This is a genomic window from Enterococcus sp. DIV1059_2, from assembly GCF_051713685.1.
Lineage (GTDB): Bacteria > Bacillota > Bacilli > Lactobacillales > Enterococcaceae > Enterococcus_D > Enterococcus_D casseliflavus.
Genome location: NZ_JBIOQK010000001.1, coordinates 2,163,170 through 2,188,854 on the forward strand (window position 1 = coordinate 2,163,170; position 25,685 = coordinate 2,188,854).

At 42.1% G+C, this 25,685-nt stretch carries 19 protein-coding genes, 1 riboswitch and 1 other annotated feature; of the genes, 1 reads left to right on the top strand and 18 read right to left on the bottom strand.

Annotated elements, in window-relative coordinates; translation table 11 throughout:
- Nucleotides 1-272: 272 nt before the first annotated feature.
- The 11 genes from IGI72_RS10095 to IGI72_RS10145 all read right to left on the bottom strand — a co-directional run bounded on the left by IGI72_RS10095 (nucleotide 273) and on the right by IGI72_RS10145 (nucleotide 13,260).
- Nucleotides 273-2,246 carry an FtsX-like permease family protein gene (locus tag IGI72_RS10095; protein ID WP_438754036.1) on the bottom strand — a complete coding sequence of 658 codons (1,974 nt, stop codon included), beginning with the start codon at nucleotides 2,244-2,246 and terminating at the stop codon, nucleotides 273-275.
- A 3-nt stretch (nucleotides 2,247-2,249) separates the two neighbouring features.
- Nucleotides 2,250-3,008: an ABC transporter ATP-binding protein gene (locus tag IGI72_RS10100; protein WP_010749611.1), complete on the bottom strand. Its 759-nt coding sequence runs from the start codon at nucleotides 3,006-3,008 to the stop codon at nucleotides 2,250-2,252.
- A 93-nt stretch (nucleotides 3,009-3,101) separates the two neighbouring features.
- Nucleotides 3,102-4,085, bottom strand: a complete 984-nt coding sequence (locus IGI72_RS10105) for a sensor histidine kinase (RefSeq protein WP_142974086.1) — start codon at nucleotides 4,083-4,085, stop codon at nucleotides 3,102-3,104.
- Nucleotides 4,078-4,770 (bottom strand): response regulator transcription factor, encoded by a 693-nt coding sequence (locus IGI72_RS10110; RefSeq protein WP_010749609.1) that lies wholly within the window; start codon nucleotides 4,768-4,770, stop codon nucleotides 4,078-4,080. Before IGI72_RS10110 ends, IGI72_RS10105 begins: the two co-directional genes overlap by 8 nt.
- A gap of 109 nt (nucleotides 4,771-4,879) precedes the next feature.
- On the bottom strand, nucleotides 4,880-5,710 hold the full coding sequence (locus IGI72_RS10115; RefSeq protein WP_438754038.1) for a prenyltransferase: 831 nt from the start codon (nucleotides 5,708-5,710) through the stop codon (nucleotides 4,880-4,882).
- Nucleotides 5,711-6,048: 338 nt separating this feature from the next.
- Nucleotides 6,049-6,477, bottom strand: a complete 429-nt coding sequence (locus IGI72_RS10120) for a VOC family protein (protein WP_438754040.1) — start codon at nucleotides 6,475-6,477, stop codon at nucleotides 6,049-6,051.
- Nucleotides 6,478-6,550: 73 nt separating this feature from the next.
- The gene (locus tag IGI72_RS10125; protein WP_438754042.1) at nucleotides 6,551-8,212 is read right to left on the bottom strand and encodes a phosphoenolpyruvate carboxykinase (ATP); all 1,662 of its coding nucleotides are present in this window, start codon (nucleotides 8,210-8,212) and stop codon (nucleotides 6,551-6,553) included.
- Nucleotides 8,213-8,635: 423 nt separating this feature from the next.
- Entirely contained in the window at nucleotides 8,636-10,003 is a 1,368-nt protein-coding gene (gene rlmD / locus IGI72_RS10130) for a 23S rRNA (uracil(1939)-C(5))-methyltransferase RlmD (RefSeq protein WP_074932642.1), read from the bottom strand.
- Nucleotides 10,004-10,243: 240 nt separating this feature from the next.
- Nucleotides 10,244-12,082, bottom strand: coding sequence for a translational GTPase TypA (gene typA / locus IGI72_RS10135; protein WP_005230064.1), 1,839 nt, complete (start codon nucleotides 12,080-12,082; stop codon nucleotides 10,244-10,246).
- Between the two features lie 129 nt (nucleotides 12,083-12,211).
- Nucleotides 12,212-12,979, bottom strand: a complete 768-nt coding sequence (locus tag IGI72_RS10140; RefSeq protein WP_016611043.1) for an inositol monophosphatase family protein — start codon at nucleotides 12,977-12,979, stop codon at nucleotides 12,212-12,214.
- Nucleotides 12,980-12,987: 8 nt separating this feature from the next.
- Entirely contained in the window at nucleotides 12,988-13,260 is a 273-nt protein-coding gene (locus IGI72_RS10145) for a UPF0223 family protein (protein ID WP_008381425.1), read from the bottom strand.
- A 218-nt stretch (nucleotides 13,261-13,478) separates the two neighbouring features.
- Here IGI72_RS10145 and IGI72_RS10150 point away from each other — a divergent pair, with 218 nt between their 5' ends.
- Complete coding sequence (locus tag IGI72_RS10150; protein WP_005230058.1) at nucleotides 13,479-14,003, top strand: type 1 glutamine amidotransferase domain-containing protein; 525 nt, start codon at nucleotides 13,479-13,481, stop codon at nucleotides 14,001-14,003.
- A 72-nt stretch (nucleotides 14,004-14,075) separates the two neighbouring features.
- Here the strand turns inward: IGI72_RS10150 and IGI72_RS10155 are convergent, their stop codons facing one another.
- The 7 genes from IGI72_RS10155 to mgtA form a co-directional block, all read right to left on the bottom strand.
- Nucleotides 14,076-15,275 (bottom strand): MFS transporter, encoded by a 1,200-nt coding sequence (locus IGI72_RS10155; RefSeq protein ID WP_438754045.1) that lies wholly within the window; start codon nucleotides 15,273-15,275, stop codon nucleotides 14,076-14,078.
- A 162-nt stretch (nucleotides 15,276-15,437) separates the two neighbouring features.
- A complete protein-coding gene (locus IGI72_RS10160) occupies nucleotides 15,438-16,709 on the bottom strand; it encodes an O-acetylhomoserine aminocarboxypropyltransferase/cysteine synthase family protein (protein ID WP_016613342.1) in 1,272 nt (423 codons plus the stop codon).
- A gap of 50 nt (nucleotides 16,710-16,759) precedes the next feature.
- Nucleotides 16,760-17,013 (bottom strand) — a binding site (T-box leader).
- A 110-nt stretch (nucleotides 17,014-17,123) separates the two neighbouring features.
- Entirely contained in the window at nucleotides 17,124-18,530 is a 1,407-nt protein-coding gene (gene lpdA, locus IGI72_RS10165) for a dihydrolipoyl dehydrogenase (protein ID WP_005230052.1), read from the bottom strand.
- A 7-nt stretch (nucleotides 18,531-18,537) separates the two neighbouring features.
- Nucleotides 18,538-20,184: a dihydrolipoyllysine-residue acetyltransferase gene (locus IGI72_RS10170; protein WP_438754047.1), complete on the bottom strand. Its 1,647-nt coding sequence runs from the start codon at nucleotides 20,182-20,184 to the stop codon at nucleotides 18,538-18,540.
- Between the two features lie 25 nt (nucleotides 20,185-20,209).
- Nucleotides 20,210-21,187, bottom strand: a complete 978-nt coding sequence (locus IGI72_RS10175) for an alpha-ketoacid dehydrogenase subunit beta (RefSeq protein ID WP_005230047.1) — start codon at nucleotides 21,185-21,187, stop codon at nucleotides 20,210-20,212.
- A gap of 2 nt (nucleotides 21,188-21,189) precedes the next feature.
- A complete protein-coding gene (pdhA, locus tag IGI72_RS10180) occupies nucleotides 21,190-22,299 on the bottom strand; it encodes a pyruvate dehydrogenase (acetyl-transferring) E1 component subunit alpha (RefSeq protein WP_005231936.1) in 1,110 nt (369 codons plus the stop codon).
- A gap of 434 nt (nucleotides 22,300-22,733) precedes the next feature.
- Nucleotides 22,734-25,325, bottom strand: a complete 2,592-nt coding sequence (gene mgtA, locus IGI72_RS10185) for a magnesium-translocating P-type ATPase (RefSeq protein WP_438754049.1) — start codon at nucleotides 25,323-25,325, stop codon at nucleotides 22,734-22,736.
- Nucleotides 25,326-25,512: 187 nt separating this feature from the next.
- Nucleotides 25,513-25,684: riboswitch (M-box (ykoK) riboswitch) on the bottom strand.
- Nucleotide 25,685 lies beyond the last annotated feature (1 nt).

A 25,685-nucleotide genomic window follows, 5' to 3' on the forward strand; every position in this document is an offset into this window, starting at 1 on the left:
ATCAATCGCGCGGCACTCTATACCCGTGCTTTACTCCTTTTCACTATAGGTCACCTAAGGATTTTTTTCAACTCTAAAAAGTGGGCTAACGGGCGTGCCTATCAAAAAAACACCTCAATCATGTAGTGATTCCAAACTGTTAGACCAAAAATTCTAACTTTTGAGCGTCGCTTCATGGATGAGGTGTTCTTACATTTTATTTTTTTGTAGCTCTTGGCGGTGACGGCTAATCCATCTAGCTATCGTCTGACAAAATAGCATTTGTCCCCCCGCTACTGTTTGCGCTCCACCAATCGATAGTAGACTCTTGCGGTGATGAAATACACCAGCAGATAAATCATTGTAAACAACAGGACAGAAATAATCGTTACCGTAATCAATAAGTTACGATCCGTCAGACCAAAAAGAATCAGTAATTTTCGAATCATTGGTAAAGCAAACGCCAAATGGATGATCGCTGCCACCAAAGGAAATGAGAAGATCATCAAAACTTGCTGCTGGATCACTTGCTTGACTTCCTTATGGCTTAACCCAACTTTTTGCAAGATCTCGAAACGTTCTTTGTCCTCCATCCCTTCGGAAACTTGTTTATAATAAATGATCAATGCAGCAGCTAAAATAAAGATCACACCAAAAATCAAGCCTAAGAAGAAAAAACCGCCGGTAAAGGTTTTTGTCTCAACTTCAAAAAGATCTTTTGATTCAACGCTCGCCTGAGCATCTGCTGCCAGAAGTTCGCTGCGAATCTCTTTTGCGATGGCTTCCCGATCGCTTACTTCTTCTGTTTGAAAATTAAAGACTGTTGTTGTCACTGGTTGCTGGTAAAGTTGAAACTCTTCGTTTTGATACCAAGCGCTTAGCTTTTCGGCAAGCCACTGATCATCCGCCACGAGAACAAGATGCTGAACGGGGTTTTCTGTTTTCGTGAATGTTGGCAGTTCTTTCAATTCCCGCAAGCGAAATTGACGATCATCGATCGTCGTCTTTTCTGGTAATGCTTGATGCGTCCAGGTGGCGGGAAAAACGAATAGTTCGTCGTCAGCGGGTCCTGTTTTCCCGGTGATTTCATGGTATTCAGAACTGGTAAGAAAAATAAGATACACGGCTTTATCTAAACTACCGCTATTTTCTTCAAAAGTGGTTGAGGGAACAAAATTTGGTTCCTCAAAGGTAAAAAGCAACGGTCTTGTTGTAGTGACTTGCTGGCGCTCTTTGATCGTTAGCTTCTCTTCAAGTCCATTAATTGCTGTGTTGATTTGCTGGGAATCAGCCGCTGACTCAATTTGAACATCGTAAGGAAAACGGGTTTCGATCACATTCTTTTGTCCAAAATAAAGACTGGCGGTCGTAGCAACGGTCACTAACACCATCGTTGATAAAATACAAATACTTGCTAAACCAGCCGCATTTTGCTTCATCCGATACAACATGGTAGAGACATTGATAAAATGGGGCGTTTGATAATAATAGGTCGTTCGTTTTCTTAAAAACTGCAATGCTTTGATACTGCCCGCAATAAACAACAAATAGGTAGCCAAGATTACGAGGACGACGGCGACAAAGAACAGGCCTAATGCACTGATGGGCGACTTGATCGTCACAGAGATCGTATAGCCTGCCACTAAGCATAGGACACCTAATAGTGCCAAAATACCTTTTGCTCGTGGTTCTTTTTCATTTCGCTTGCTTCCCTGCAGTAATTGAAGTGGATTGGTTTTGCGTACTTGCAGTATGTCAAATAAAAATAAACAACCAAAGACGAACATAAAATACAGGATCACCAAGCCAATACTCTCAAATGACAGTTTGAAGACAAAGAACTCGCCTACGGCTAAGATTTTCTTCAGTATCAAAAATCCTAATCGTGCAAACAATAAGCCACTGATCAGTCCGGCGGCAAGGCTAATGAGAAAACTGTAAAAGAGTTCCCAAAAGACCACGAAGGCTATCTCACGTTTTCCTAGTCCTAAAACATTGTAGAGACCAAATTCTTTTTTTCGCTGTTTGATCAAAAAGTTATTGGTGTAAAAGGAAAAGATCGCCGCAAAAATCATGAGGATGATATTTCCTAAACGAAACATGAAGATGGCGCTTTGACTACTAGGAAGTTCCTTCATTCCTGGATTGTTCACGATGATTTGCGTCATCATCAAAACAGCCACCAAGAAACTCATAGATAATAAAAAGGGTGTGTAAGCTTTGGCATTTTTACGCAAATTGGAGAAGGCGATTTTTTGAAAGAACATTGGTTACTCCTCCTTTGCAAAGACAGCAGTCATTGTTTCGGCTATTGCTTCTAGAAAAGCGGTATTGCTGCGATCCCCTCGATACAGCTGGTGAAACACATACCCGTCTTTGATAAACAAGACGCGTTGTGCGCGACTGGCTGCGATCGAACTGTGAGTGACCATCACGATCGTCTGTCCATTTTGATTGATCTGTTGAAATAATGTCAGTAATTGATCAGAGGTTTTCGAATCCAGCGCTCCGGTTGGCTCATCTGCTAATAGCAATTCTGGTTTTGTGATGATCGCTCGTGCGACAGCAACTCGTTGTTTTTGTCCGCCAGACAATTCATACGGATAGTGCTGCAATAAATCGGCGATCCCTAAAGTTTGTACGATAGGTTGAAGCTGCTTTTCCATTTGTTTGACGGAAACTTTTGATAAAACTAATGGCAATAAAATATTGTCTTTTACCGAAAAGGTGTCTAATAAATTAAAGTCTTGAAAAACAAAGCCTAAGTGATCCCGTCGAAAACTCGCTGCGTCTTTTTCTTTGATCGTGGTCAGATCGATGCCATTCAGCTGCATTTCACCTGCTGTTGGTTGGTCTAACGTCGCCATCAAGTTCAGCAACGTACTCTTTCCCGAACCTGATTCCCCCATGATAGCGACATATTCCCCTTCTTCTACCATAAAGGTAATATTTTTCAACGCTTCAACGGGTTGTCCGTTCAGCTGGCTTTGATAGATTTTTTTTACTTGTTGAATGTTTAAAAGTGTCATCTTGTTCCCTCCTTCCTTTTTAGAATAAGCTGACTGGCAGAAAAAAGCGACTTACAATAAAAACCGCAAACTTACAGTGTTGAAAGTTTGCGGCTATCCGTTATTTGTGGTGGGAAAATGAAGTGTGACGATGGTTCCCTGTCCTACTTCAGAATCAATCGCTAAACGGCAGCCGATTTTTTCAGCCGCTTGTTGACTCATATATAAGCCTAGCCCGCTCGCTCGTTGCTGAAAGCGACCATTTTGTCCCGTATATCCTTTCTCAAACACCCTTGGCAAGTCTTCCTTACGAATACCAATGCCGCTATCTTGAATCACTAAGGCATTGTCTTTAGTGAAAACGTTGATGCCACCAGTTTCGGTATACTTCAAGCTGTTGAAAAGAACCTGTTCAAAAATAAAAACGAGCCACTTTCGATCGGATGTCACCGTCAAATCCACCGCCATGTCCAGTTGCAGATTCTTTTTCGAGAAAAACAAGGCATACTTTTTGATCGTTTGACGAACGAGGGGCGCTAAAGCAATCGACTCAAAGACAAAATCTTCATTCGCTAAATTTTGTCGTAAATAATTCAACATCATTTGCAAGTAATCATTCACCTTAAATAATTCCGCTTTGACCTCCGTCGGTGACAACGAATCGCTTTGGACCAAAAGATCCAGCGCAGCTAGAGGCGTTTTGATTTGATGAAGCCACAAGCCGAAATCTTCATAAATTTCTTCATTTTTTAACGCTGCCTTGTAATCAGAAGTGGTTTTTTCTCTTGCCAATTGTTTAAGAAGGGCTTGGTATTCGTCTTCTAAACGATTTCGAGTGGCAGGCAAGAACGCCAACGCCGCTTCCGTCATACGTTCTTTTCTTAATAAATGCTGCAGCTGCTTTCTTTTTTGTGCGTAACGAAAATAATGAAAAAGGGAAAGTCCCCCTAAGATCACCCCTGAAAAGACCACATAGTCAATGAAGGGCTCCAACGAAAGGCTGTGGAGAAAGAATAGCCCAAATAGGCCCGCACTAAACAGCAGGTAAACGAGATAAAACTTTCCATAAAGGACGAAATATTCTTTCACGTTAGTCATAGGCGTGTTCCTTTTCTATCAAATACCCTTTATTCTTTACCGTCTGGATCAAATCGGATAGTTCGATCTGGCTTAATTTTTTTCGCAAGCGGGTCATATTGACCGCTAATGTGTTATTATCGATGAATTCTTCACTATTCCAGAGCATTTCAATGATGGTCTCTTTGGCTACGATCTTCCCTCGATGCTGCAAAAGCAAGGAAAGAATCCGAGCTTCATTTGGAGACAGTGGCAACTGTTCCCCCTGTTTTTTTAATACATTTTCTGTGGGATAAAAGGTTACTTGCCCTATCTCAAAGGTCAGCGCTTGTTGGTGGCTATACTGATAGCTGCGCCGCAGCAATGCTTGGATTTTTGCCAAAACGAAGGCTAAATCAAAGGGTTTTGTTAAATAATCATCTGCTCCCATGTTCATCGCCATGATCTGATTCATCTGTTGATCCATCGACGAAAGGAAAATGATCGGCACTTCTGACTTCTTGCGAATTTCTTGGCACCAATGATACCCGTTGTAATAAGGCAGCGAAATATCTAAAAGAACGAGATCCGGTTTGATCTCATGAAACTCTTGCAAGATGCTAGCAAAATTCTTCGCGGAAACACATTCGTACCCCCATTGCTGCAAATATTCTGCTAGAACAGAGACGATCGTTGCATCATCTTCAACAAGATATATTTTTTGCATGTCTTTCTCCTCTCTGTTGATTAATCACTTGCTTCTTTACAGACAGTGTACCAGAAAAGAAAAAGAATCGTCTAGATGGGGGGAACCTTTCAAAGGGCTGTTTTTTTCCTCAATCCTCTGCCAATCGAGCAAGAATTTCTTGGTAACGCTGTGTGGCAAAGGGACTGATATGCCCTTTTTGGCAAAAATTCAGTTTCCCCAGTTTGGGTACGACCCGTTCTACGATGACATTGCCATTTTGAACTTTCGATTCAAACTGCTGCAAAGCCTCCAAAAATCGTGCGTCTTTTCTGGCAGAAGGATAAAAAGACAAGACATACAGATAATAAAAAAGATTGTACCCTCTAAAGGGGTATTCTGTCTGCATAAACAATGTGCCCATCCCATAATGGCAGGGACTGATTGGCTGACGGATCTCCCAATGAGCAAGCAAAAATTCGCGTGCTTGATTAAGCGTTTCCATCTGTTCACGATCATGAGTATAGCGAAAGGCATCAAGGACCGTTAACGTCGTCATTGGCGTGGAAAAGTGGGTCTCAGGGCCGCGACCAAAACTATACTTATTGCACTTCCAGCCGCCATCTGCTTCCTGAGTAGCAAGAAAATAGTGAAAGGTCTGTTGCAGCCGCTGGTCCCTTGCGTAACCAAGAGCACACAGCGTTCGCAAAGCCAATGCCGTATGACAAGGATAGATCCCCCCTGACGGAGAAATTTTAAATCTGCCGTCTTCTCTCCATCCTTGAAAGATCAATGCGGATGTCTCTTTTAATAAGTTCTCCTCACGTGACATGCCAAGTTCAAGTAAATAAAGAGGACTTTCTAAGGTCGTAAAGGGTGCTCCTTTTAGTAATTTATGGTCTGGCGTCGACCATAAATCGGCGCCATGATCATATTGATGGGAAATGATTGCCTCGATGTCTTGCTGAACCCTCTGATCCATATTGATCTTCCTCCATCTCTTAAGTGTCGTGCAATCAACCCAATAATCCTCATTGACCCACGGTGCACTCGCTTCTAGAATGATAAAAATTCGAACGTTTTTTAACACATGAGTTAAGTTTTTGTTTTTGAATTGTCCAAATGAATTTTAGAAATCAAATAGTTTTTTTTTCCAAACGGACGTACTTTTAAAAAGAATGTTCTAGTTTTCCTGATGACAGGTTTTAAAAAAGTTTGTCTCTGAAATCGCATGATCATCCGAACCCCATAATGAAAGATCACCTGAATAGGAACACGCTCACGCAACAAGTTCATGTCACGCTCTTTTAGTTCAAGGAATCAGGCATAATGAAATAGTTCAAAACGAATGCCTTCTGGGCTTTCAAAAAATAAGGCATAGTAGTTAGGGGCGATGCGCTCTTTGTATTCCATTGGTCGATCATGAAGGATCTTTACCCCTAAAGCTTTTATTTTGGGAAAAATCGCATCTACGACTTCGCGGCTTTCCGCTTTAAATGCTATGTGCTGAACAGAGCCAGGTTTTCTTGAATCGATTTTCTCGTTCTTCCATTCTTTTCGTAGGGAACAAATGCCGAAATCAAATGAATCGCCTATATATTCTACTACTTCCATATCAGCATGTTCTAAATACCCAGAATATTTCTTCTGGAGGTCAAAACCTAATAGTGCAAATAATTGATCATAAAAGCCTTCTGCTTTTTTTACATCATTGACTGTGATTTGGATATGGTGAAACTGAATGTTCATATTCGCTCCTTTCTGGCTAACAAATTAAGTGTTTCAGGAAAAAAGCCGCTTGCGGAAGTTTGATTCAACTAAATTAGCTAGGAAGCTCACTTAATGTAGAAATCACCTTTTCCATTGCCGTTGCTACTTCTTTAGGCAACTTATTATAGCCATCATTTTCTGTCTCTTGAGCCAAAATAAAGTCCAGCCGACCTTGCATCCGCTCTCTTAAATGAGCCACATAGGAGGCATCTTGAAAATCGACTTTAAAGCCTGTTACTGGCAGGAAACTCATTTCGGTGATCCCACCGAAATTTTTAAATTCAGCCTCGCCTTCCACAATTTTTTCAATCGATGTTAGTGTGACTTCAGGCGTGACTTTCTTGCCTTTGTAAAAGCCTGTATTTAGAATGTAACAAGCCGTTTGGTTTTCTTTAAACAAATGCATGAAATGGGCAAAATCTTCCCCCAAAGGATAGACTCTAAATGGATTGGCATAAGGTTCGATGACCAGTTTATCTATGTCCGTGGTCTCGACAATATGTTCAGCTGTCGTGCGCTTCGTAGCTAAGGTCAAACCAAAAACAGCGGCTAATATCGGATCGTCAATTTTTACTACAGGAGGCAGCGTGTCATCTTTCATGATCCAACATACGGCATCGATCGGCGAATCTAAATGGTCCACCCGATTAGGTGTGACATACCGTGATTTGACGGTTCGACCATTCCCATTACGAATATCTTGGGTCACGAGGACCTTTTTTCCTTTCTCGTCTAAAGTAACCCCAACATTTTGACAGGTGATAAAGTAGCGGACATTTGGGTTGGTTAGTGGATAGTCTTGCGTTTTATCAAAATAAGAAGGCTCCAGTGCAGTGGAGGCACCATTTGTTTGATTAATCACAAATGCATCGTCATGCAGAACCTTGATCTCATATTTGCCACCATGTTCTGCCAATGTGATAGTCGATTTTCCTGATCCTGAAAGACCAAAAGCAGCCATCGTAAATGTTCGATTCGGTAACTGATACTGCTTCATTCCCCCATGACACGCCACAAAGCCATGGCGATGCGCGGTAGCCCAAGCCAAAGTTAATGTCGCTTTTTTCAATTCACCAAAATAGTTTAAACCTAAGACTGCCGCAACATTGTGTTCAGGATCAAAAAGAGACAGCCCATAAGGAAAATCAGGATGAGACCAGTCTGGATCAGCGTACAAAAAAATGTCCGTCTCTGGATATTCTTTGGAACGTTGGTACCTTTCCTCCCATGATTTCGTCATCAATTGAAAATTCAACAAATAAGAGTAAAAATTGGTTTCATAGTGCTCTGGTATCAACAGATGAGCTTTGACCATAAACGCTTCATCTAATCCAACAACAACTTCACCACCATAAAATTGCTTGCGGGTACCTTGGTATAAGGCATCTCGCAAAATGTCTTCATATAATTCTCGCTGGATTCCAGGATGTCCGATAATGCGTCGAGCTGCCGCTGTCCGTCCAACAACTTTTCCGTCATTAAACACGATGACTTTAGCATCCTCTGGTAGTCCTAACTCCTTGGTGTGTATTACCGGCATATCCGTAAGAATAGCGCCAGAAGATTCTTTTGCTAAGTGATAGGCAGTGGCTAGATCATCAATCCAAGTGACATTGTTCCCATAAAAAGCTGACTCTATCAACACTTTAAAACTCGATAAATGTGTATTTTGCGGTGTAATCTCTTTGTGTGAAAATGCACGAATCGTTGCCATGTGCAATCCCTCCTAACAAAAATTTTCTATTCACTACGTTTATTATAATACTTTCTAATCACGCCACGCCATATTTTTATACACATTAACTATAAATTGCTGACAAACCATTTTGTTAAAGGATTTGGCTGTCTGCATATTTGTAGCTTCCCTGCTTTTTGCATTGATTTTCTCCCCGCTCATCATTAGTGAGAAAGAACAAAAAAACTGGAACAAAAAAGAGTGTCTTTCTGTTCCAGTTTCTGGTTTTATATTTCATCCATTCCAAACGTTACAATCGACGTAATTAGATAGACAGATGGGTTATAGTTGCTTATTTCTCAATTGACTCGCCTTCTCTAGTAACTTTGTTATCGTAAGACTTTATGACAATTACCATAAAAAGAACTCACGGTCAAAATCACTGAAAAGAACTCGTTTTTCTTAACGACGTTCTAACAACACGACACACTCCACATGGGTCGTTTGTGGGAACAAATCAACAGGTTGGACTTCTTTTGTCACATACCCTTCTTCTTCAAACAACGCGAGATCACGAGCCAAGGTTGCTGGATTGCAGGAAATGTAGACGATGCGCTCTGGTTTAACTGCAGCGGTCGTTTCAATAAAGCTGGCATCTAAACCTTTGCGAGGTGGATCAACGAAGACGACTGTCGGTTGAATGCCTTCACGTAGCCATTGCGGCATGATTTTTTCGGCTTTACCGATAAAGTAATGCACGTTTTCGACACCATTTCTTTTGGCATTGGCTTTGGCATCGTTCACTGCTTCAGGAATGACTTCCATCCCTAACACTTCTTTCACGCGATCAGCCAAACTGATCCCGATCGTTCCGATTCCTGCATAGGCATCCACAACGATATCATTTTCAGACAGTTGTGCCATCTCGAAGGCGGTTTGGTACAAGACTTCTGTTTGCGCTGTGTTGACTTGATAGAAAGATTTCGCTGAGATTTGGAAGGTTTTGCCTAATAATTGATCATCGATCGATGACTTGCCATACAAGACACGCTCGAACTCGCCCATGATCACATTGGTTTTTTCTTCATTGATGTTTTGAATGACAGAAACAACTTCTGGAATCTCTTCGTGGATCACTTCCGCGATCTCTTCTCCCTTGAAGAATTTCGGTTTACGTGTCACTAATACGACCATCATTTCACCTGAGTGATGCCCACGACGAACGACAATGTGGCGTAAGAACCCTTCATGGGCTTCTTCATTGTAGGCTTTGACATTGAAGCGCTGCAAAATATCTCTGACTTTGATGATTGCTTGATCGATGTTTGGATCTTGAATATAAAAGTCTTCGATCGGTACCAGAGTATGGCTGTTTTTGCGGTAAAATCCAGTCGTTAATTTTCCATGAATCTTTTGCACAGGGATTTGCGCTTTGTTGCGGTAACCAAATGGTTTTTCCATTCCGATTGGTGCCTTGACCTTGATTTCAGGCAGTTTGGCGATTTTAGCCAAAACATTCTCTACTTGCTGCTGTTTGAAGGCTAATTGTTTGTCATAGCTCAAATGACTCAATGGGGCGATCCCGGTGCGCAACAATGCTTCATTCGGTAATTCTTGCCGATCAGGACTTGCTTGCAACAGTTTCATCACTTTGGCAAAACCAAATTTGTTGCCGACTTTCAATACTTTGACTAAGGCACGTTCATTTGGCAGGGTGTTTTCAATAAATAATAAGTAGCCATCGACTTTGGCGATCCCATTTCCTTCATGGGAAAGGTCCAAAATATCGACTTCAAGTTCCTGATTCTTTTTAACAGGATAATTTTTCATAGATTTCTCCTTTGTGCTTACTTTCTCCATTTTAAAAAGGAATGGTCGAAATTGCAAGCGCTGCTTATTTTAACGGTTCAACAGATCGGGTAGACGTGCAAAAAAGAACCGAAGGAGGGAAATCGGCTGATTGCTTTTCTAGGGGTTGCGGCGAAGAGCCGCTGCACCACAGGAGCAATCCCTTTTCCATCCTTCGGAAAATCGAACAGATCAGAAGTTGGTAAAAACCTTGATCATTGTTTATTTGTCAGCTGTTTTTTTCTTTTTCTGTGATTTTTCCCGTTCGCTCTTGTTCAAGATTTGTTTTCTCAAACGAATGCTTTCTGGTGTTACTTCACAGTATTCGTCATCGTTCAAGAACTCCAATGATTCTTCTAGTGAAAGGATTCTTGGTTTCTTGATGACAGATGTTTGGTCTTTCGTCGCTGAACGAACGTTGGTCATTTGTTTTGCTTTCGTGATATTGACCGTTAAGTCATTGTCACGAGAGTTTTCGCCGACGATCATTCCTTCATATACTTCAGTACCTGGTTCAACGAAGACCGTTCCACGTTCTTCAATACTCATGATTGAGTAAGTCGTTGCTTTTCCTGTATCGATCGATACTAGTGCGCCGTGGTGGCGTCCGCCGATTTGCCCTTGGATCATTGGCAAGTATTGGTCGAAGGTGTGGTGCATGATACCGTAGCCGCGAGTCATTGATAAGAATTCTGTCGTATAGCCGATCAAGCCACGAGCTGGTGCTAAGAAAATGATCCGTACTTGTCCATTTCCTGTATTGATCATATCTTGCATTTCTGCTTTACGAATCCCTAGTGATTCAATCACTGAACCCATGTATTCTTCTGGTGTGTCGATTTGCACTCGTTCAAATGGTTCGCATTTCACGCCATCAATTTCGCGTTCGATAACTTCTGGACGAGAAACTTGCAATTCAAAACCTTCACGACGCATGTTTTCGATCAAGATCGACAAATGAAGTTCGCCACGTCCTGAAACAGTCCAAGAATCTGGTCCGATTGGTTCAACACGTAGAGACACGTCTGTTTGTAGTTGCGCCATCAAGCGTTCTTCAATTTTACGAGCGGTTACGAATTTCCCTTCACGACCTGCAAATGGTGAATTGTTCACGACAAAGGTCATTTGTAACGTTGGCTCATCAATGTGTAAAACAGGTAACGAGTCTTGGTGATCGATCGGTGTGACTGTTTCACCAACGAAGATGTCTTCCATCCCAGAAACAGCGATCAAATCGCCAGCTTTCGCTTCTTGGATCTCTAAACGTTTCAAACCGAAGAAACCGAATAATTTTGTGACACGGAATTTCTTCACTTGGCCATCAAGTTTCATCAAAGCAACTTGGTCACCAACTTTGATCGTTCCACGAAAGACACGTCCGATTCCGATACGTCCAACGTAGTCATTATAATCAAGCAACGATACTTGGAATTGCAATGGCTCATCGCTGTTGTCGATTGGCGCTGGAATATGTTTTACGATCGTATCAAACAATGGTGCCATCGTTTTTTGTTGATCGGCAGGATCATCTGATTCACTTGAGGTTCCGTTGATCGCTGAAGCGTAGATCACTGGGAAGTCCAATTGGTCATCGTCTGCACCTAATTCGATAAATAGTTCTAATACTTCATCTACCACGTGCTCAGGACGAGCAGATGGTTTGTCGATTTTGTTAACAACAACGATTGGGACTAAATGTTGTTCCAACGCTTTTTTCAATACGAAACGTGTTTGAGGCATCGTTCCTTCATAAGCATCAACAACTAAAACAACACCATCGACCATTTTCATGATCCGCTCTACTTCACCACCGAAGTCCGCGTGTCCTGGGGTATCCATGATATTGATTTTGGTTCCGTTGTATTCAACCGCTGTATTTTTCGCTAAGATCGTGATACCACGTTCTTTTTCGATCGCATTTGAATCCATCGCCCGTTCTTGTAATTGGGTATGGCTATCTAACGTTTGGGATTGTTTCAATAATTCATCAACTAATGTAGTTTTTCCGTGGTCAACGTGGGCAATAATAGCGACGTTGCGGATATCATTTCTAATATTCAATTTATAAACTCCTTTTTTGGTGACATTGCACTCGACAAGCCATTATACCAGAATTTCTTTCTGAAATATAGTGCAAAGTTTTCATTTTTACAGAAAAAGCCAGATATTTATTAAATATCTGGCTTTTTCTTATTGATTGACGATCGCCAATAATTCTTCAAAAGCTTTCGGTGTACCGCCTACGAACAATTCCCGTCCATTCAAGGATAGCGGCTCTCCTTTGATGTTTGCCATCTTTAATCCAAGGGTTTCTAACAAAACACCCCCTGGCGCATAATCCCATGGCGCAAGATGAGAAAGATAGCCTGCTCTTTGTCCTTTAGCGAGGGCAATCAGCTCTACCCCAGCACAGCCAGTCATACGAATGCCTAATGCTTTGTCACTGACCTCGGTTTCGTGGTGGCGGTTATGGATCAACATGGGCGAATTCAAGCCAACGAGACCTTCGGATAAGGCAATATCTTTCGGCGGTTCGATCTTCTCGCCATTGTTATAGACACCAATCTCTGGACCACCCCATAAGAATTCATCTTTCATAACATTATAGACAAAGCCAAAGCGCCCTTTGCCCTCTTCGTAAATCGCGATCATGATACAAAAGTTTTCTTTTTCTAACACGAAATTCATCGTTCCATCGATCGGATCAATGATGAAGACCCGCCCACTCATGTCGGCAAGTGTGTCCAGTCCGTTTTCTTCACCTAAAATTTTGGCATCCGGATCATAGGATTGGATCTTACCAATCAGAAAATCTTGCGTGGCTTTATCCAATTCTGTCACTAAGTCTTTCCGTCCTGATTTTGTCTCGACCACTAAGTCTTCTTTATTTAAATTGTCTTTGATCGTTTCACCTGCAGCGATCATCCACTGGCGAACTTCATTAACGATTTCATGCATTCGTTGATCTACCCTTTCATTTTTAGTTTTCCCTCAGTCTTTTTCGCTGCCTGCACAGCATGGTACAGCGAATAGCCTGATAGTTCTTCAAATTCTCTGCCTAAACGGCGTTCCTCGCCAATGCTAGGAACGACTTTCTTAAAGGCTTGATACGCCTCAAGAAACGTACTACTAGGAAGGCCTTTTTCATAGGCTTGTTCTAATCGTTCCCACATCTTCATGACGACGACCATTTCATCTGTCGACCAATCTAAGTCAAGAGGATATTGATAATCCCGCATAGTTTTCACCTCTAGTTTCTTTCTCTTCCAGTGTACCATAAAACCTCTTATAGGCGAAAAGAGGTTCTTTGGTACAAGCATTTTTTTATAGGTAATTCTCTTAAAAAAACTAACAAAGAATCACTCTGCTCGTTTAGTCACCGACAGCAAAGCGGATATTTTGTTGTTTTTCTAGGCATTTGTTACACTTGTGTTAGCAACCTAAAGGAGGAATTCTCTTGCGTTTAGAAAACAAAAAAATCATTGCCTTAGTCGACAATGATTTCGAAGATTTAGAACTGTGGTACCCGGTCCATCGGTTACGGGAAGAAGGCGCGCAAGTCGATTTAGTCGGTGAAGAAGCGCATAAAACGTATATTGGCAAATACGGTGTACCCGCAGAATCAGCCTATGCTTTTTCTGATATTCATGCCGATGACTACGATGCCATCTTAGTTCCAGGTGGTTGGGCGCCTGATAAATTACGACGTTTCCCAGAGGTCATCTCTTTCGTGCAAACGATGGACAAAGACGAAAAAGTCATTGGTCAAATCTGTCATGCAGGCTGGGTCTTGATTTCTGCGAATATCCTGCAAGGCAAGACGGTCACCAGTACACCAGGCATCAAAGATGATATGACAAATGCTGGAGCCACATGGGTGGATACACCTGTGGTTACGGATGGACATATCGTTTCCAGCCGCCGTCCCCCAGATCTACCAGACTATATGCGGGAATTTATCGCTGTATTAGAAAAGAAATAGTACCCGTTGATCAGATTCAAAAGAGTTGCGACCGAAGCAAATACGGCCGCAACTCTTTTTTCTACCTATCGATCATTCGCTTAGGATCGCTAGTTTCTTGTTACTTTTAGGGATTTTTTTCACACCGATAAAGGTCAATGCAGCACCTAGAACGGCAAACCCAGTCCCAACCAAAAGCATTTCCCAAACACCGAAGTTTTGGATCAGCATCCCGCCCAAAAGATTGCCAATCACGCCACCGATCGTGGTAGCAATGATAATAATCGTTTGTCCAAAAACCCGATCTTCATCTGCCAAACTATGGTTGAACAAATAAGCCGAAGCTGGAATAAACAAAGCAAAACTAACCCCTTGCATCAAATGGCTCAATTCCATCAAGATGATGGAGCTGATCAACAGCATCAGCACCCCACGAATGGCAAAGGCAACACTGGAAAACAACAGCCAAAAACGGCTAGACCGTATCCTCACTAACTGTTCAAAGAAAATCATGCCTGGCAATTCGCATAACGCCGCAACCATCAGGGCGATGCCAACTTCCTTACTGCCACCGCCAATATCGGCAAAAATTTGTGCCAAAAAGCTGTTGATCATCGTGTGGAAGCTGAAAAGAAAGCTAAACCCGACAAAGAGAAAGAGTAAAAAAGGATATTTTTTCAAAAAGGCACCTGAATGACTTTGTTCTGTATGCATCACGGGCATTTCTGGCTTCTTGATCGCTGGCAGCAAAAGCAAAATAATGAGAAACAAAACGGCCTGCCCGATAGCGATCATTGGCAAAAGGGCTGCCGAAAACTCCTCCAAGAGCTGCCCCAGTAAAAAGGAGGTCCCCGCAAATCCTAGTGACCCACCCGCACGCGAAAAGCCAAAATTGATTTTGTTGCCGCTATTCGTGTATTCAAACGCCAAGGCGTTGAGAAAGGACTGCATGGAAACGAGCAAAATCCCTCCTAAGACATAGGTCAGTATTGATAATGCAGGGAAAATCACACCTGCTAAGAGCACCGCGACCACGCCGATTGTCATCGTTTTCAAGACAACGATCAGCGGTACTTTACTTTTTTTGATAATGACTTGACTGATGAAGGGCTGCAAAATCGTAGACGCAATATTGACTAAGGCTAAAATACCGCCAATTTTTGCTGGATCGACCTTGAAATAAATCAAAAAAAGGGTCGCAAAGCCATAGATTGAGCAAAACATCATCCAATAAAGAAATTGCAAACTTGTGTAGTAAAACCGAATCCTCTTGTCACTTGCATGATTACGCATACATCCCCCACCTTATCCATATTCCTTAGCAACTAAATATAGCATAGAACCGATGGATTTACTATCCTTCTAACAACAGAAACCGCAGTTTAATTTGAAACACTAACCGACAACAAAAAAGCGCAGCATAGTATCCTGCGCTTTTCCTACTGCTTCAACTATTTAGAGCTGTTGGAAGGCTTGCGTGAGATCTTCCAATAGATCGTTGATGTTTTCCAATCCAATGGATAGGCGAATCGTCTCTGGACGAATTTTGGCTGCTGCAAGTTCTTCTACGCTAAGCTGGGAATGGGTCGTCGAAGCTGGATGGATGATCAAGGACTTTGCATCCCCGACATTTGCCAGCAAAGAGAAGAGCTTGGTTGCGCCACAAAAGGTTTTGCTTGCTTCTGCTCCACCCTTTAATCCAAAGGAAAAGACGGAACTGGTCCCTTTGGGGAAATACTCCTGCGCCCGTTCAAAATAGGGGCTGTCCGGCAGTGTTGGGAAATGAACCCAAGAGACTTCCGAGTGCTTGGCTAAAAATTCAGCAACTTGTTGCGCATTTTCTACATGACGTTCCATCCGCAACGAAAGCGTCTCGATGCCTAACAGCAACACCCATGAATTGAAGGGAGAAATCGCAGCGCCTGTATCCCGTAAAAGAATCGTTCGTGCCCGAGTGATATAGGCAGCGTTACCAGCGGCTTCTACCCATGAGATTCCATGGTAGCTATGATCGGGATCGACCAGCTTGGGAAATTTGCCATTTGTCCAATCAAAGTTGCCGCTGTCGATAATGGCCCCTCCCAAAGCAGCGCCGTGACCACCGAGGTATTTTGTCGTGGAATAAACGACGATGTCCGCCCCATGCTCAAATCCTCGAAACAGATAGGGAGTCGCAAAGGTATTGTCAATGATGAGGGGAATCCCTGCTTCATGAGCGATCGCTGCAATTTTTTTAAAGTCGGCAATATCAATATCTGGATTGCCTAAAGACTCTAGAAAAACTGCTTTAGTATTTTCTTGGATGGCTGCTTTTAGTGCTGCCAGATCTTCACTATCAACAAAGCTTGTAGTGATGCCAAAATCTGGCAACGTATGAGCGAATAAATTATAGGTACCCCCATAAATTGAAGCAGCAGAAACGATATGATCTCCTGCTTGTGCAAGATTTAAAATCGCATAGGTGATCGCTGCTGAGCCAGAAGCCGTTGCTAACGCACCGACACCGCCTTCTAAGAGGGCTAGTCGTTCTTCTAGAACAGCCGTTGTCGGATTGGTAATACGGGTATAGATGTTGCCATTCTCACTAAGACTAAATCTCGCCGCCGCTTGATCTGCGTCCTCAAACACATACGATGTGGTTTGATAAATGGGTACGGCGCGACTCCCTGTAGTAGGATCTGGTGTTTGTCCTCCGTGTAATTGAATCGTCTCAAATCTTTCTGTCATACTATTCCTCCTTAATAATACAAATAAAAAAGCCCTCTGATATCGAGATATCAAAGGACGTGTTTACGTGTTACCACCTTTATTCAAGCAGACTTTCCAGCATGCTTCTCAGCAAGTACGCGACAAATTAACGTCGTTATACTCTGACGCGATAGCGGGCGCACCCGGATCTTCTTATCTTTCGTACAAGTTCAGAAGATCACCTCTGAGGCCATTTTCGATTGATTCTACAAGTTCTTCTTGCACCCTACGAAGACTCTCTAGGCTTGCCAAATCAATGTACTTTCCTCATCAACGGTTGAAATATTAAGAGCATCGTATCATTTACAGAAGATTCTGTCAATAGCTTAGGATCGCTTTATTTTTGGTGATAAAAAAACTCGTTCACCAAATGATGAACGAGTTTCAAAAAGCTTAAATGTGGATTGGTAAACCTAGAGCTAACTCAGCAGCATCCATTGTGATCTCACCTAGAGATGGATGTGGATGGATGGTTAACGCGATATCTTCTGCGTTCATGCCAGATTCAATAGCAAGAGCAAGTTCTGAAACCATATCGCTTGCTCCTAAACCAGCAATTTGCGCACCGATGATCACATTGTCTTCAACCGTTGTTACTAAGCGAATGAATCCTTCGGTTTTTCCTAGAGATAACGCACGACCGTTACCTGAGAATGGGAATTTGAATGCTTTTGCTTCAATTCCAGCATCCTTGGCATCTTTGATGGTCATACCGACAGAAGCCAATTCTGGGTCAGTAAAGGCAACTGCAGGCATCGCTTTGTAATCAACAGCAACTTTTTTGCCAGAGATTGCTTCAGCAGCGATTTTTGCTTCGTAGCTGGCTTTATGTGCTAATGCAGCACCAGGAACGATATCACCAATTGCGTAGATGTTTGATACGTTGGTACGGCCTTGTTTGTCAACCGTGATCAATCCGCGTTCGCCTACTTCAACACCTGCTTGTTCCAAGCCCATGTCATCAGTATTTGGACGACGGCCAACAGTAACCATCACGTAATCAGCAGTAACTGATTCTTCTTTACCATCTACGGCATATTTCACAGTTACGCTATCGCCATTGTCAATTGCTTCTTTCGCCATTGCGTTGGTAACGACTGTTACACCTTTTTTCGCAAAGTCTTCTTCAACCAATTTGACCATGTCTTTTTCATAGGTTGGCAAGATTTGAGGAGAACCTTCAAGGATTGTTACTTCTGCACCTAGGTTTGCATACGCTGCACCTAGTTCAGAACCGATGACACCGCCACCGATAACAACGAATTTTTTAGGAACTTCTTTTAATGCCAATCCGCCAGTTGAATCAAGGACACGTCCGCCGAATTTGAAACCAGGGATTTCAATTGGACGAGAACCTGTTGCGATGATTGCATTGTTGAAAGAGTAAGTTTGTGCTGAATCTGGGTGGATGACACGCAATGTGTGATCATCAACGAAGAAAGCTTCTCCTTCAATTGTTTCAACTTTATGTTTTTTCAATAGGAAACCAACACCAGAAGTTAACGTTTTAACGACTTTGTTGTCTTTCCATTCTTGTGTTTTGGTAAAATCAAGGGAAACATTTTCACTTGTTACACCAAACATTGTTGAATCCAAAGATTCTTGGTAATGATGACCTGCAGCGATCAAAGCTTTTGAAGGGATACAACCAACGTTTAAACAAACGCCGCCGATGTATTCTCTTTCAATGATTGCTACTTTTTGTCCCATTTCAGCAGCGCGGATGGCAGCTACATAGCCGCCAGGTCCCGCACCGATTACAACTGTATCTAATTCAACAGCAAAATCTCCAACTACCATTTGTTAATCATCCTTCCATCATTAATAGCTCTGGATCAGCTAATAGACGTTTGATATTATTCATTGCTTGTTGCGCTGTTGCGCCATCAACGATACGGTGGTCGAAGCTTAATGAAAGTTTCATCACACGTCCGACAACGATTTCGCCTTCAGCGTTTACGATTGGTTGTTGGGCGATCGTACCTACACCCAAAATAGCTACTTCAGGGTAGTTGATTACTGGTGTGAACCAGCCGCCACCAACTGAACCGATGTTACTGATCGTGATGGTACCGTTACGCATATCATCTGCAGCTAATTTGCCGTCATGAGCAAGTTTTGCTTTTTCGTTGATTTCATCAGCGATAGCAAACATGCCTTTACGATCTGCATCTTTTACGTTTGGTACATACAAACCATGGTCAGTATCTGTTGCGATACCGATGTTGTAATAGTTTTTGTATACGATCTCTTGTTTTGCATCATCGATCGACGCATTCAAGATAGGGAATTTTTTCACTGTTGCAGTCAATGCTTTCACAACATATGGTAAGAAAGTAAGTTTTGTGCCGTTTGCAGCAGCAACTTCTTTGAATTTCTTACGGTTATCCCATAGGTTTGTTACTTCAACTTCATCATGCAAGGTTACATGAGGTGCTGTTTGTTTGCTGTTTACCATCGCTTTAGCGATTGCTTTACGTGTAGGTGTTAAGGCCACACGTTCTTCTAAATCACCTAAGTTTGATTTGAAGGCTTTTGCTGGAGCTGCTGGTTTGCTTTCAGTTGCTGCAGCTTTTGTTTCTTCTTTCGCAGGAGCTTGAGTTTCAGCTTTTGCAGCTTGTCCGCCACCTGATAGGAAGTTTTCGATGTCTTCTTTTGTTACACGGCCGCCTTTACCTGTTGCTGATACTTGAGAAATATCAACATCTTTTTCGCGAGCGAATTGACGGACAGAAGGCATAGCCAAGACACGTTTGTTAGGATCTGCTGCTTCAACAACACTTGCTGAACCAGAAGTTTCCACTTTTTCTTTTGGTGCTTCTGCTGATGTGCTTGATGAAGTAGGCGCACTGTTGTGACCTGGTGCGTCGATTTCAACTAAAACATCCCCAACATTTGCGACTGTTCCTTCAGCAACAACGATGTTTTTCACTGTTCCTGTTACAGGAGATGGAATTTCTTCCACTGATTTGTCGTTTTGAACTTCAAGCAACGTATCATCTTCATTGATGGTATCTCCTGCTTTAACGAACCATTTTACGATTTCGCCTTCTGCAATTCCTTCACCGATATCTGGCAATTTGAATTGGAAAACGCCTGAACCTTCAGAAGAACCAGCTGATGCTTCAGCCGTTTCCGTTGTAGGTTCTGCCGCTGGTTTTGCTGGTGTTTGAGACTCTGCTGCTACACCTTCATCGCCTTCGTTGTCTTCATGTCCTGGTGCATCGATCTCAACAAGGACATCCCCAACGTTTGCGACTGTACCTTCAGGGACAACGATGTTTTTCACTGTTCCTGTTACTGGAGATGGAATTTCTTCCACTGATTTATCATTTTGAACTTCTAGTAAGGTATCATCTTCATTGATGGTATCCCCTGCTTTGACGAACCATTTTACGATTTCGCCTTCTGCAATTCCTTCACCGATATCCGGTAATTTAAATTGAAATGCCATTTTCTATTCTTCCCTTCTTCAACTATTAAAAGTTCACGATTTCTTTCACTTTGTCTTCGATGTCTTTTGCATTTGGCAACCAAATGTTTTCAGCTTGACCGAATGGGAAGATCGTATCTGGTGCAGACACGCGTCCGATTGGAGCTTCTAGTGATAGAACCGCACGTTCAGAAATTTCAGAAACGACTTGAGCGCCAACACCTGCTTGTTTTTGTGCTTCTTGAACGACAACCACACGACCAGTTTTTTCAACTGATTTGATGATCGTTTCAACATCAAGAGGAGCAACTGTACGCAAGTCGATGATTTCAGCGTTGATGTTTTCTTTCGCTAAGTTGTCAGCAGCTTTGATTGCTTCACGAACCATCGCACCATAAGTGATGATGGAAACATCAGAACCTTCACGAGTTACTGCTGCTTTGTCTAAAGGAACTTCGTATGCTTCTTCTGGCACTTCTTCACGGAATGAACGGTAAAGTTTCATGTGCTCTAAGAAAACAACTGGGTCATTGCTGCGGATAGAAGCAATCAATAATCCTTTTGCATCATATGGGTTTGATGGAATAACGACACGGATACCAGGTGATTGAGCGATCAATCCTTCCAAGTTATCTGAGTGCAATTCTGGTGTGTGCACACCGCCACCAAATGGTGAACGAATAGTGATTGGTAAATTACGTGTACCACCCATACGGTAACGAGTACGCGCCATTTGACCAACGATTTCGTCAAAGGTTTCAAATACGAAACCAAAGAATTGGATTTCTGGAACTGGACGGAAACCTTCTAATGCTAAACCGAAAGCCAAGCCGCCGATACCAGATTCAGCAAGAGGGGTATCGAAGACACGATCTTCGCCGAATTTTTCTTGTAAACCTTCTGTTGCACGGAAAACCCCGCCGTTTTTACCGACATCTTCACCAAAGACTAAAATCTCTTTGTCATTTTCCATTTCAACAGCTAAGGCATCTGTAATTGCTTGAATCATTGTTTTTTGTGCCATGACTATTTCGACTCCTTCGCTTCGTAAGTTGCAATTTGTTCTTTAATGTTTTGTGGTTGAACTTCAAACATGTTTTTCAAGAAATCTGAAACTTTTTGTTTTGGCACGCGGTCAGCTTCAGCGATCGCTGCTTTGATTTCTTCTTTTGTTTGTTCAATGACTTGTTCTTCTTTTTCTTCAGACCAAAGTCCTTTTTCAGTTAAGTAAGTACGGAAACGTACCAATGGATCTTTTTGTTGCCATTCGCTGTCCATGTCTTTTGAACGGTAACGGGTTGGATCATCACCAGACAATGTATGTGGACCGTAACGGTAAGTCAAGGTTTCGATCAATACAGGACCGTTGCCGTTTGCTGCCCATTCACGAGCTGCTTTAGAAACATAGTACACTGCCAATGGATCCATACCGTCAACTTGGATACCAGGGATCCCAGCTGCTGCTGCTTTTTGTGCCAATGTTGGTGCCGCACTTTGTACTTCACGAGGTGTAGAGATCGCAAAACCATTATTTTGGATGTAGAATACAGCGTTTGCATGGTATGCCCCTGCAAAGTTGATTGCTTCATAGAAGTCCCCTTGTGAAGAACCGCCATCACCTGTATAAGTGAATACAACATTTTTCTTATTGCGTTTTTTCAATCCTAAAGCAACGCCGGCTGCTTGGACGTATTGTGCACCGATGATGATTTGTGGTGGCAATGCTTTTAAATCTTCTGGGTAAAGGTTCCCAGCAACGTGACCACGTGACCATAAGAACGCTTCTTTCAATGGCAGACCGTGTTGGATCAATTGTGGTACATCACGGTAACCTGGTAATAGAACGTCTTCTTTTTCAAAAGCAAATTGACTTGCTAATTGGCTTGCTTCTTGTCCAGCAGTTGGCGCGAAGAAACCTAGACGACCTTGACGGTTTAACGCAGTTGAGCGTTGGTCTAATACACGAGACCATACCATACGAGTCATCAATTCAACTAATTCGTCGTCACTTAAATCTGGTACTAACTCTTGATTTACAATTTTCCCGTCTTTGTCCAAAGCTTGGTAAGTTGGAAAATCTGCATTGACTTGCTCCAAAATCGCTTGGAAATCAAGTGCTTTTTGTTTTTTTGCCATCTTGACACACTTTCCTCTCTGATATAAAAATTCACTTTCGTATGTAACAGGGTTTAAATCTGTACTATCGAAATTTCATTTACTCTTATAAATTATCATTTAACTTCGAAAATGACAAGTGAAAAGGGTATTTTTTTTAATAAAACAATTCCCACTGTAGCAACTCTTAAGAAAACATTAGTGAAATTAATCACATTAAAGCAATCGCTTTCTTCAATTTTTTCTTTTCAGATTCTTTTTTTTATTTAAGAATAGTACAGCAATAATCATTTGACTAAACAGATTTACCATTAACCTCCTTTTATTACTTGTGAAGGATTCGACTTGAATCAAAAAGAATTTTCTTAAGATGAGAAAAAAATAATACAGAGATCGGATAAAAAGAAACAGATCGGCAATTCTCCCCTCCATAGGAAGAACGCCGACCTGTTTTTTTAAATCCATTCTTTCGTTACATGAATGTAAATGCGTTTGGCAAATTCAACTGTTACTAAATAAGCGAAATTGATACCAATAAACCATGGCCAGTAGCTTGATGGCAGCGCCGCAAAATCGAAGACTGTGTGCAATGGCGTCAAGATAACTAAGAAGCCAACTGCAATTGCTAGGACGCTGGAGATCAGGACTGCCGGTGAAGCAATACTATTGATAAATGGTAATTTTCTTGTTCGGATCATGTGAACGACTAAGGTTTGTGTCGTTAAGCCGATCATAAACCATGCTGCTTGGAACAAGGCTTGCTCTTGGATCGTATTTGCACTAAAGACATGCCACATCACAAAGAAGGTCAAAATATCAAAGATGCTGCTGACCGGTCCAATGCCGACGGTAAACTTCAATAGTCCGCCTACTTGCCATTTGACTGGTTTTTCTAACTCTGCTTTGTCTACGTTGTCCCATGGAATCGTCAATTGTGCCATATCGTACACCAAGTTTTGAACCAACAATTGAATGGACAACATTGGTAAGAAAGGTAAAAAGGCACTAGCAACTAAGATCGAGAAGACATTCCCGAAGTTCGAACTCAACGTCATTTTGATGTACTTCATCATATTGGTAAATACTTTGCGCCCTTCGATGACCCCTTTATCAAGGACATTCAAACTTTTTTCTAATAAAATGATCGAGCTGGCATCTTTGGTGATATCCGCTGCTGTATCAACCGAGATGCCAACATCTGCCGTGCGTAAAGCAGGCGCATCGTTGATGCCATCTCCCATAAAGCCGACTGTATGGCCTGCTGCTTGAATGGTTTCAATGATTCGTGATTTTTGCATTGGGTTTAATTTTGCAAACAGATTGGTTTTTGCAGCTTTCGCTGCTAACTCTTCATCTGATAGATGATCAATATCGGTTCCCAATAAGTATTCATCTGCATCGATACCAACATCTCGGCAAACTTTTTGCGCAACGATCGCATTATCTCCAGTCAACACTTTGACATTGATGCCATGACCGTGTAAAGAAGCAATCGCTGTTTTGGCTGTTTCTTTTGCTGGATCTAAGAAGCCCATAAAGCCAATCATGATCATGTCTTGTTCGTCTGCTACAGAATAAACGGCATCTGCGTGAGCATCGCGTTTTACGGCAACCGTTAACACGCGCATTCCTTGTTTATTCAAGCGCAGGTTCACTTGACGTAATTGCTCTCTCAATTGAGGAGTCAATTCCATCACTTTGCCATCAACTTCTACGTATTTGCAGACTTGTTCCATTTCTTCAGCTGCACCTTTTGTGACCATCAGTTGATGACCATCCGCATTGACAACAACCGTCAAGCGACGACGTGAAAAGTCAAAAGGAATCTCATCGATTTTTGTCACATCGTTAAATGGCGCTGCCAAACCTTCTTCTTCATAGTAGTTTAGCACTGCGATATCCATCAGGTTTTTCCACCCTGTTTGATAGTAAGAATTTAAATAGGTCATATCAAGAACTTGTTTATCTTCTACGCCAAACGGGTTTAAATGTTGTACCAGCACGACACGATCTTCGGTGATCGTACCCGTTTTATCGGTACATAGGACATCCATTGCACCTAAGTTTTGAATCGAAGGCAATTCTTTGACGATCACTTTTTCTTTTGACAAAGAGATCGCCCCTTTGGCTAAGTTACTGGTAACGATCATTGGTAGCATTTCTGGCGTCAAACCAACTGCTACTGCAATCGCGAAGAACAACGCTTCGCCCCAATCACCCTTGGTTAATCCATTGATCAGTAAAACGATTGGGAAAAGAACCATGACCATTCGCAACAATAGTTTGCTGACTTTCGTTAAGCCATCTTCAAAGGTTGTTTTGCCGCGTTTCGTGGTCGCATTTTTAGCAATATCGCCAAAGAATGTACTTTGACCGGTTTTCAAAATAATGGCTTTTCCTTGACCACTTAAGACATCGGTACCCATGAAAACAAGATCTTGCATATCTAGTGCAGAAATTTGTTCATCGCTTTCTTTGATCCCAGCATCGACAAATTTTTCAACGGGCATTGATTCGCCTGTTAATGAAGATTGATTGATAAATAAATCTTTGGTCCAAATCAAGATCGCATCCGCAGGGATCATGTCGCCAGTTGCTAAGGTGACGATGTCTCCAGGAACGACTTCATCCATTGGAATTTCTCTCGTGATTCCATCTCTGGTTACGGAACAAGTATTTTCAATAAGTTCTTTTAACGCTAAGCTTGCTTTTTGGGAACGGTATTCTTGGACGAAAGTAATCATAACACTGGCTAAAATCATGATTCCCATCACGATCACAGCTTCAATATCGCCTGTTACAAAAGAAATAATCATTAATAGGGCTAAAACTAACACAAAGGGATCTTTAAAAGCGCCTAAGATCATCAACCAAGCGGGTGTTGGTTTTTGTGCGTCGACTTTGTTTGGACCATACTCTGCTAAACGTTCTGCAGCATCTTCTTCCGATAACCCTTGGAAGGAGGTCCGCATCTCCATCAATAATTCTCTTTCGGTCAATTTTGCAAGTAATTTTAGTTCTTGATCTTTCGATAGTTTTTTTAACATCTTTTTTTCCTCCTAGCACTTAGGAGTTGCTTACGCCACCCCTAGCGATTCGATAACTACTCCGCTGTTTCATCTGGGGACTGGGGTATTCCATGTGAATCTTCCTTTCTTTTTATTAGGTAAGTCACTGTGGAACGCGCGCAAAAGACACAAAAAAACGCACGCTCCCAATAAGCATGCGTAAAAAACTCATGATCATTGTAGAGCTTTAGCACTATAGGGCGTAGATAGCAAATTTGCTATCAGCTGCTTTGGGTTTAACCTTCACGATTAGACCTGTCCTACCAACTAAGCATCTCTCGATGCTTTTGCAGCAGCAGCTTGTGTCCATATAGGAGCCTCACCTAACAATTATTTGTA

What these genes read in the sequence shown, in the direction of transcription:
- IGI72_RS10095 (WP_438754036.1), bottom strand. Translation starts at nt 2,246, where the DNA reads ATGTTCTTTCAAAAAATCGCCTTCTCCAATTTGCGTAAAAATGCCAAA.
- IGI72_RS10100 (WP_010749611.1), bottom strand. Translation starts at nt 3,008, where the DNA reads ATGACACTTTTAAACATTCAACAAGTAAAAAAAATCTATCAAAGCCAG.
- IGI72_RS10105 (WP_142974086.1), bottom strand. Translation starts at nt 4,085, where the DNA reads ATGACTAACGTGAAAGAATATTTCGTCCTTTATGGAAAGTTTTATCTC.
- IGI72_RS10110 (WP_010749609.1), bottom strand. Translation starts at nt 4,770, where the DNA reads ATGCAAAAAATATATCTTGTTGAAGATGATGCAACGATCGTCTCTGTT.
- IGI72_RS10115 (WP_438754038.1), bottom strand. Translation starts at nt 5,710, where the DNA reads ATGGATCAGAGGGTTCAGCAAGACATCGAGGCAATCATTTCCCATCAA.
- IGI72_RS10120 (WP_438754040.1), bottom strand. Translation starts at nt 6,477, where the DNA reads ATGAACATTCAGTTTCACCATATCCAAATCACAGTCAATGATGTAAAA.
- IGI72_RS10125 (WP_438754042.1), bottom strand. Translation starts at nt 8,212, where the DNA reads ATGGCAACGATTCGTGCATTTTCACACAAAGAGATTACACCGCAAAAT.
- rlmD (WP_074932642.1), bottom strand. Translation starts at nt 10,003, where the DNA reads ATGAAAAATTATCCTGTTAAAAAGAATCAGGAACTTGAAGTCGATATT.
- IGI72_RS10140 (WP_016611043.1), bottom strand. Translation starts at nt 12,979, where the DNA reads ATGCATGAAATCGTTAATGAAGTTCGCCAGTGGATGATCGCTGCAGGT.
- IGI72_RS10145 (WP_008381425.1), bottom strand. Translation starts at nt 13,260, where the DNA reads ATGCGGGATTATCAATATCCTCTTGACTTAGATTGGTCGACAGATGAA.
- IGI72_RS10155 (WP_438754045.1), bottom strand. Translation starts at nt 15,275, where the DNA reads ATGCGTAATCATGCAAGTGACAAGAGGATTCGGTTTTACTACACAAGT.
- IGI72_RS10160 (WP_016613342.1), bottom strand. Translation starts at nt 16,709, where the DNA reads ATGACAGAAAGATTTGAGACGATTCAATTACACGGAGGACAAACACCA.
- lpdA (WP_005230052.1), bottom strand. Translation starts at nt 18,530, where the DNA reads ATGGTAGTTGGAGATTTTGCTGTTGAATTAGATACAGTTGTAATCGGT.
- IGI72_RS10170 (WP_438754047.1), bottom strand. Translation starts at nt 20,184, where the DNA reads ATGGCATTTCAATTTAAATTACCGGATATCGGTGAAGGAATTGCAGAA.
- IGI72_RS10175 (WP_005230047.1), bottom strand. Translation starts at nt 21,187, where the DNA reads ATGGCACAAAAAACAATGATTCAAGCAATTACAGATGCCTTAGCTGTT.
- pdhA (WP_005231936.1), bottom strand. Translation starts at nt 22,299, where the DNA reads ATGGCAAAAAAACAAAAAGCACTTGATTTCCAAGCGATTTTGGAGCAA.
- mgtA (WP_438754049.1), bottom strand. Translation starts at nt 25,325, where the DNA reads ATGTTAAAAAAACTATCGAAAGATCAAGAACTAAAATTACTTGCAAAA.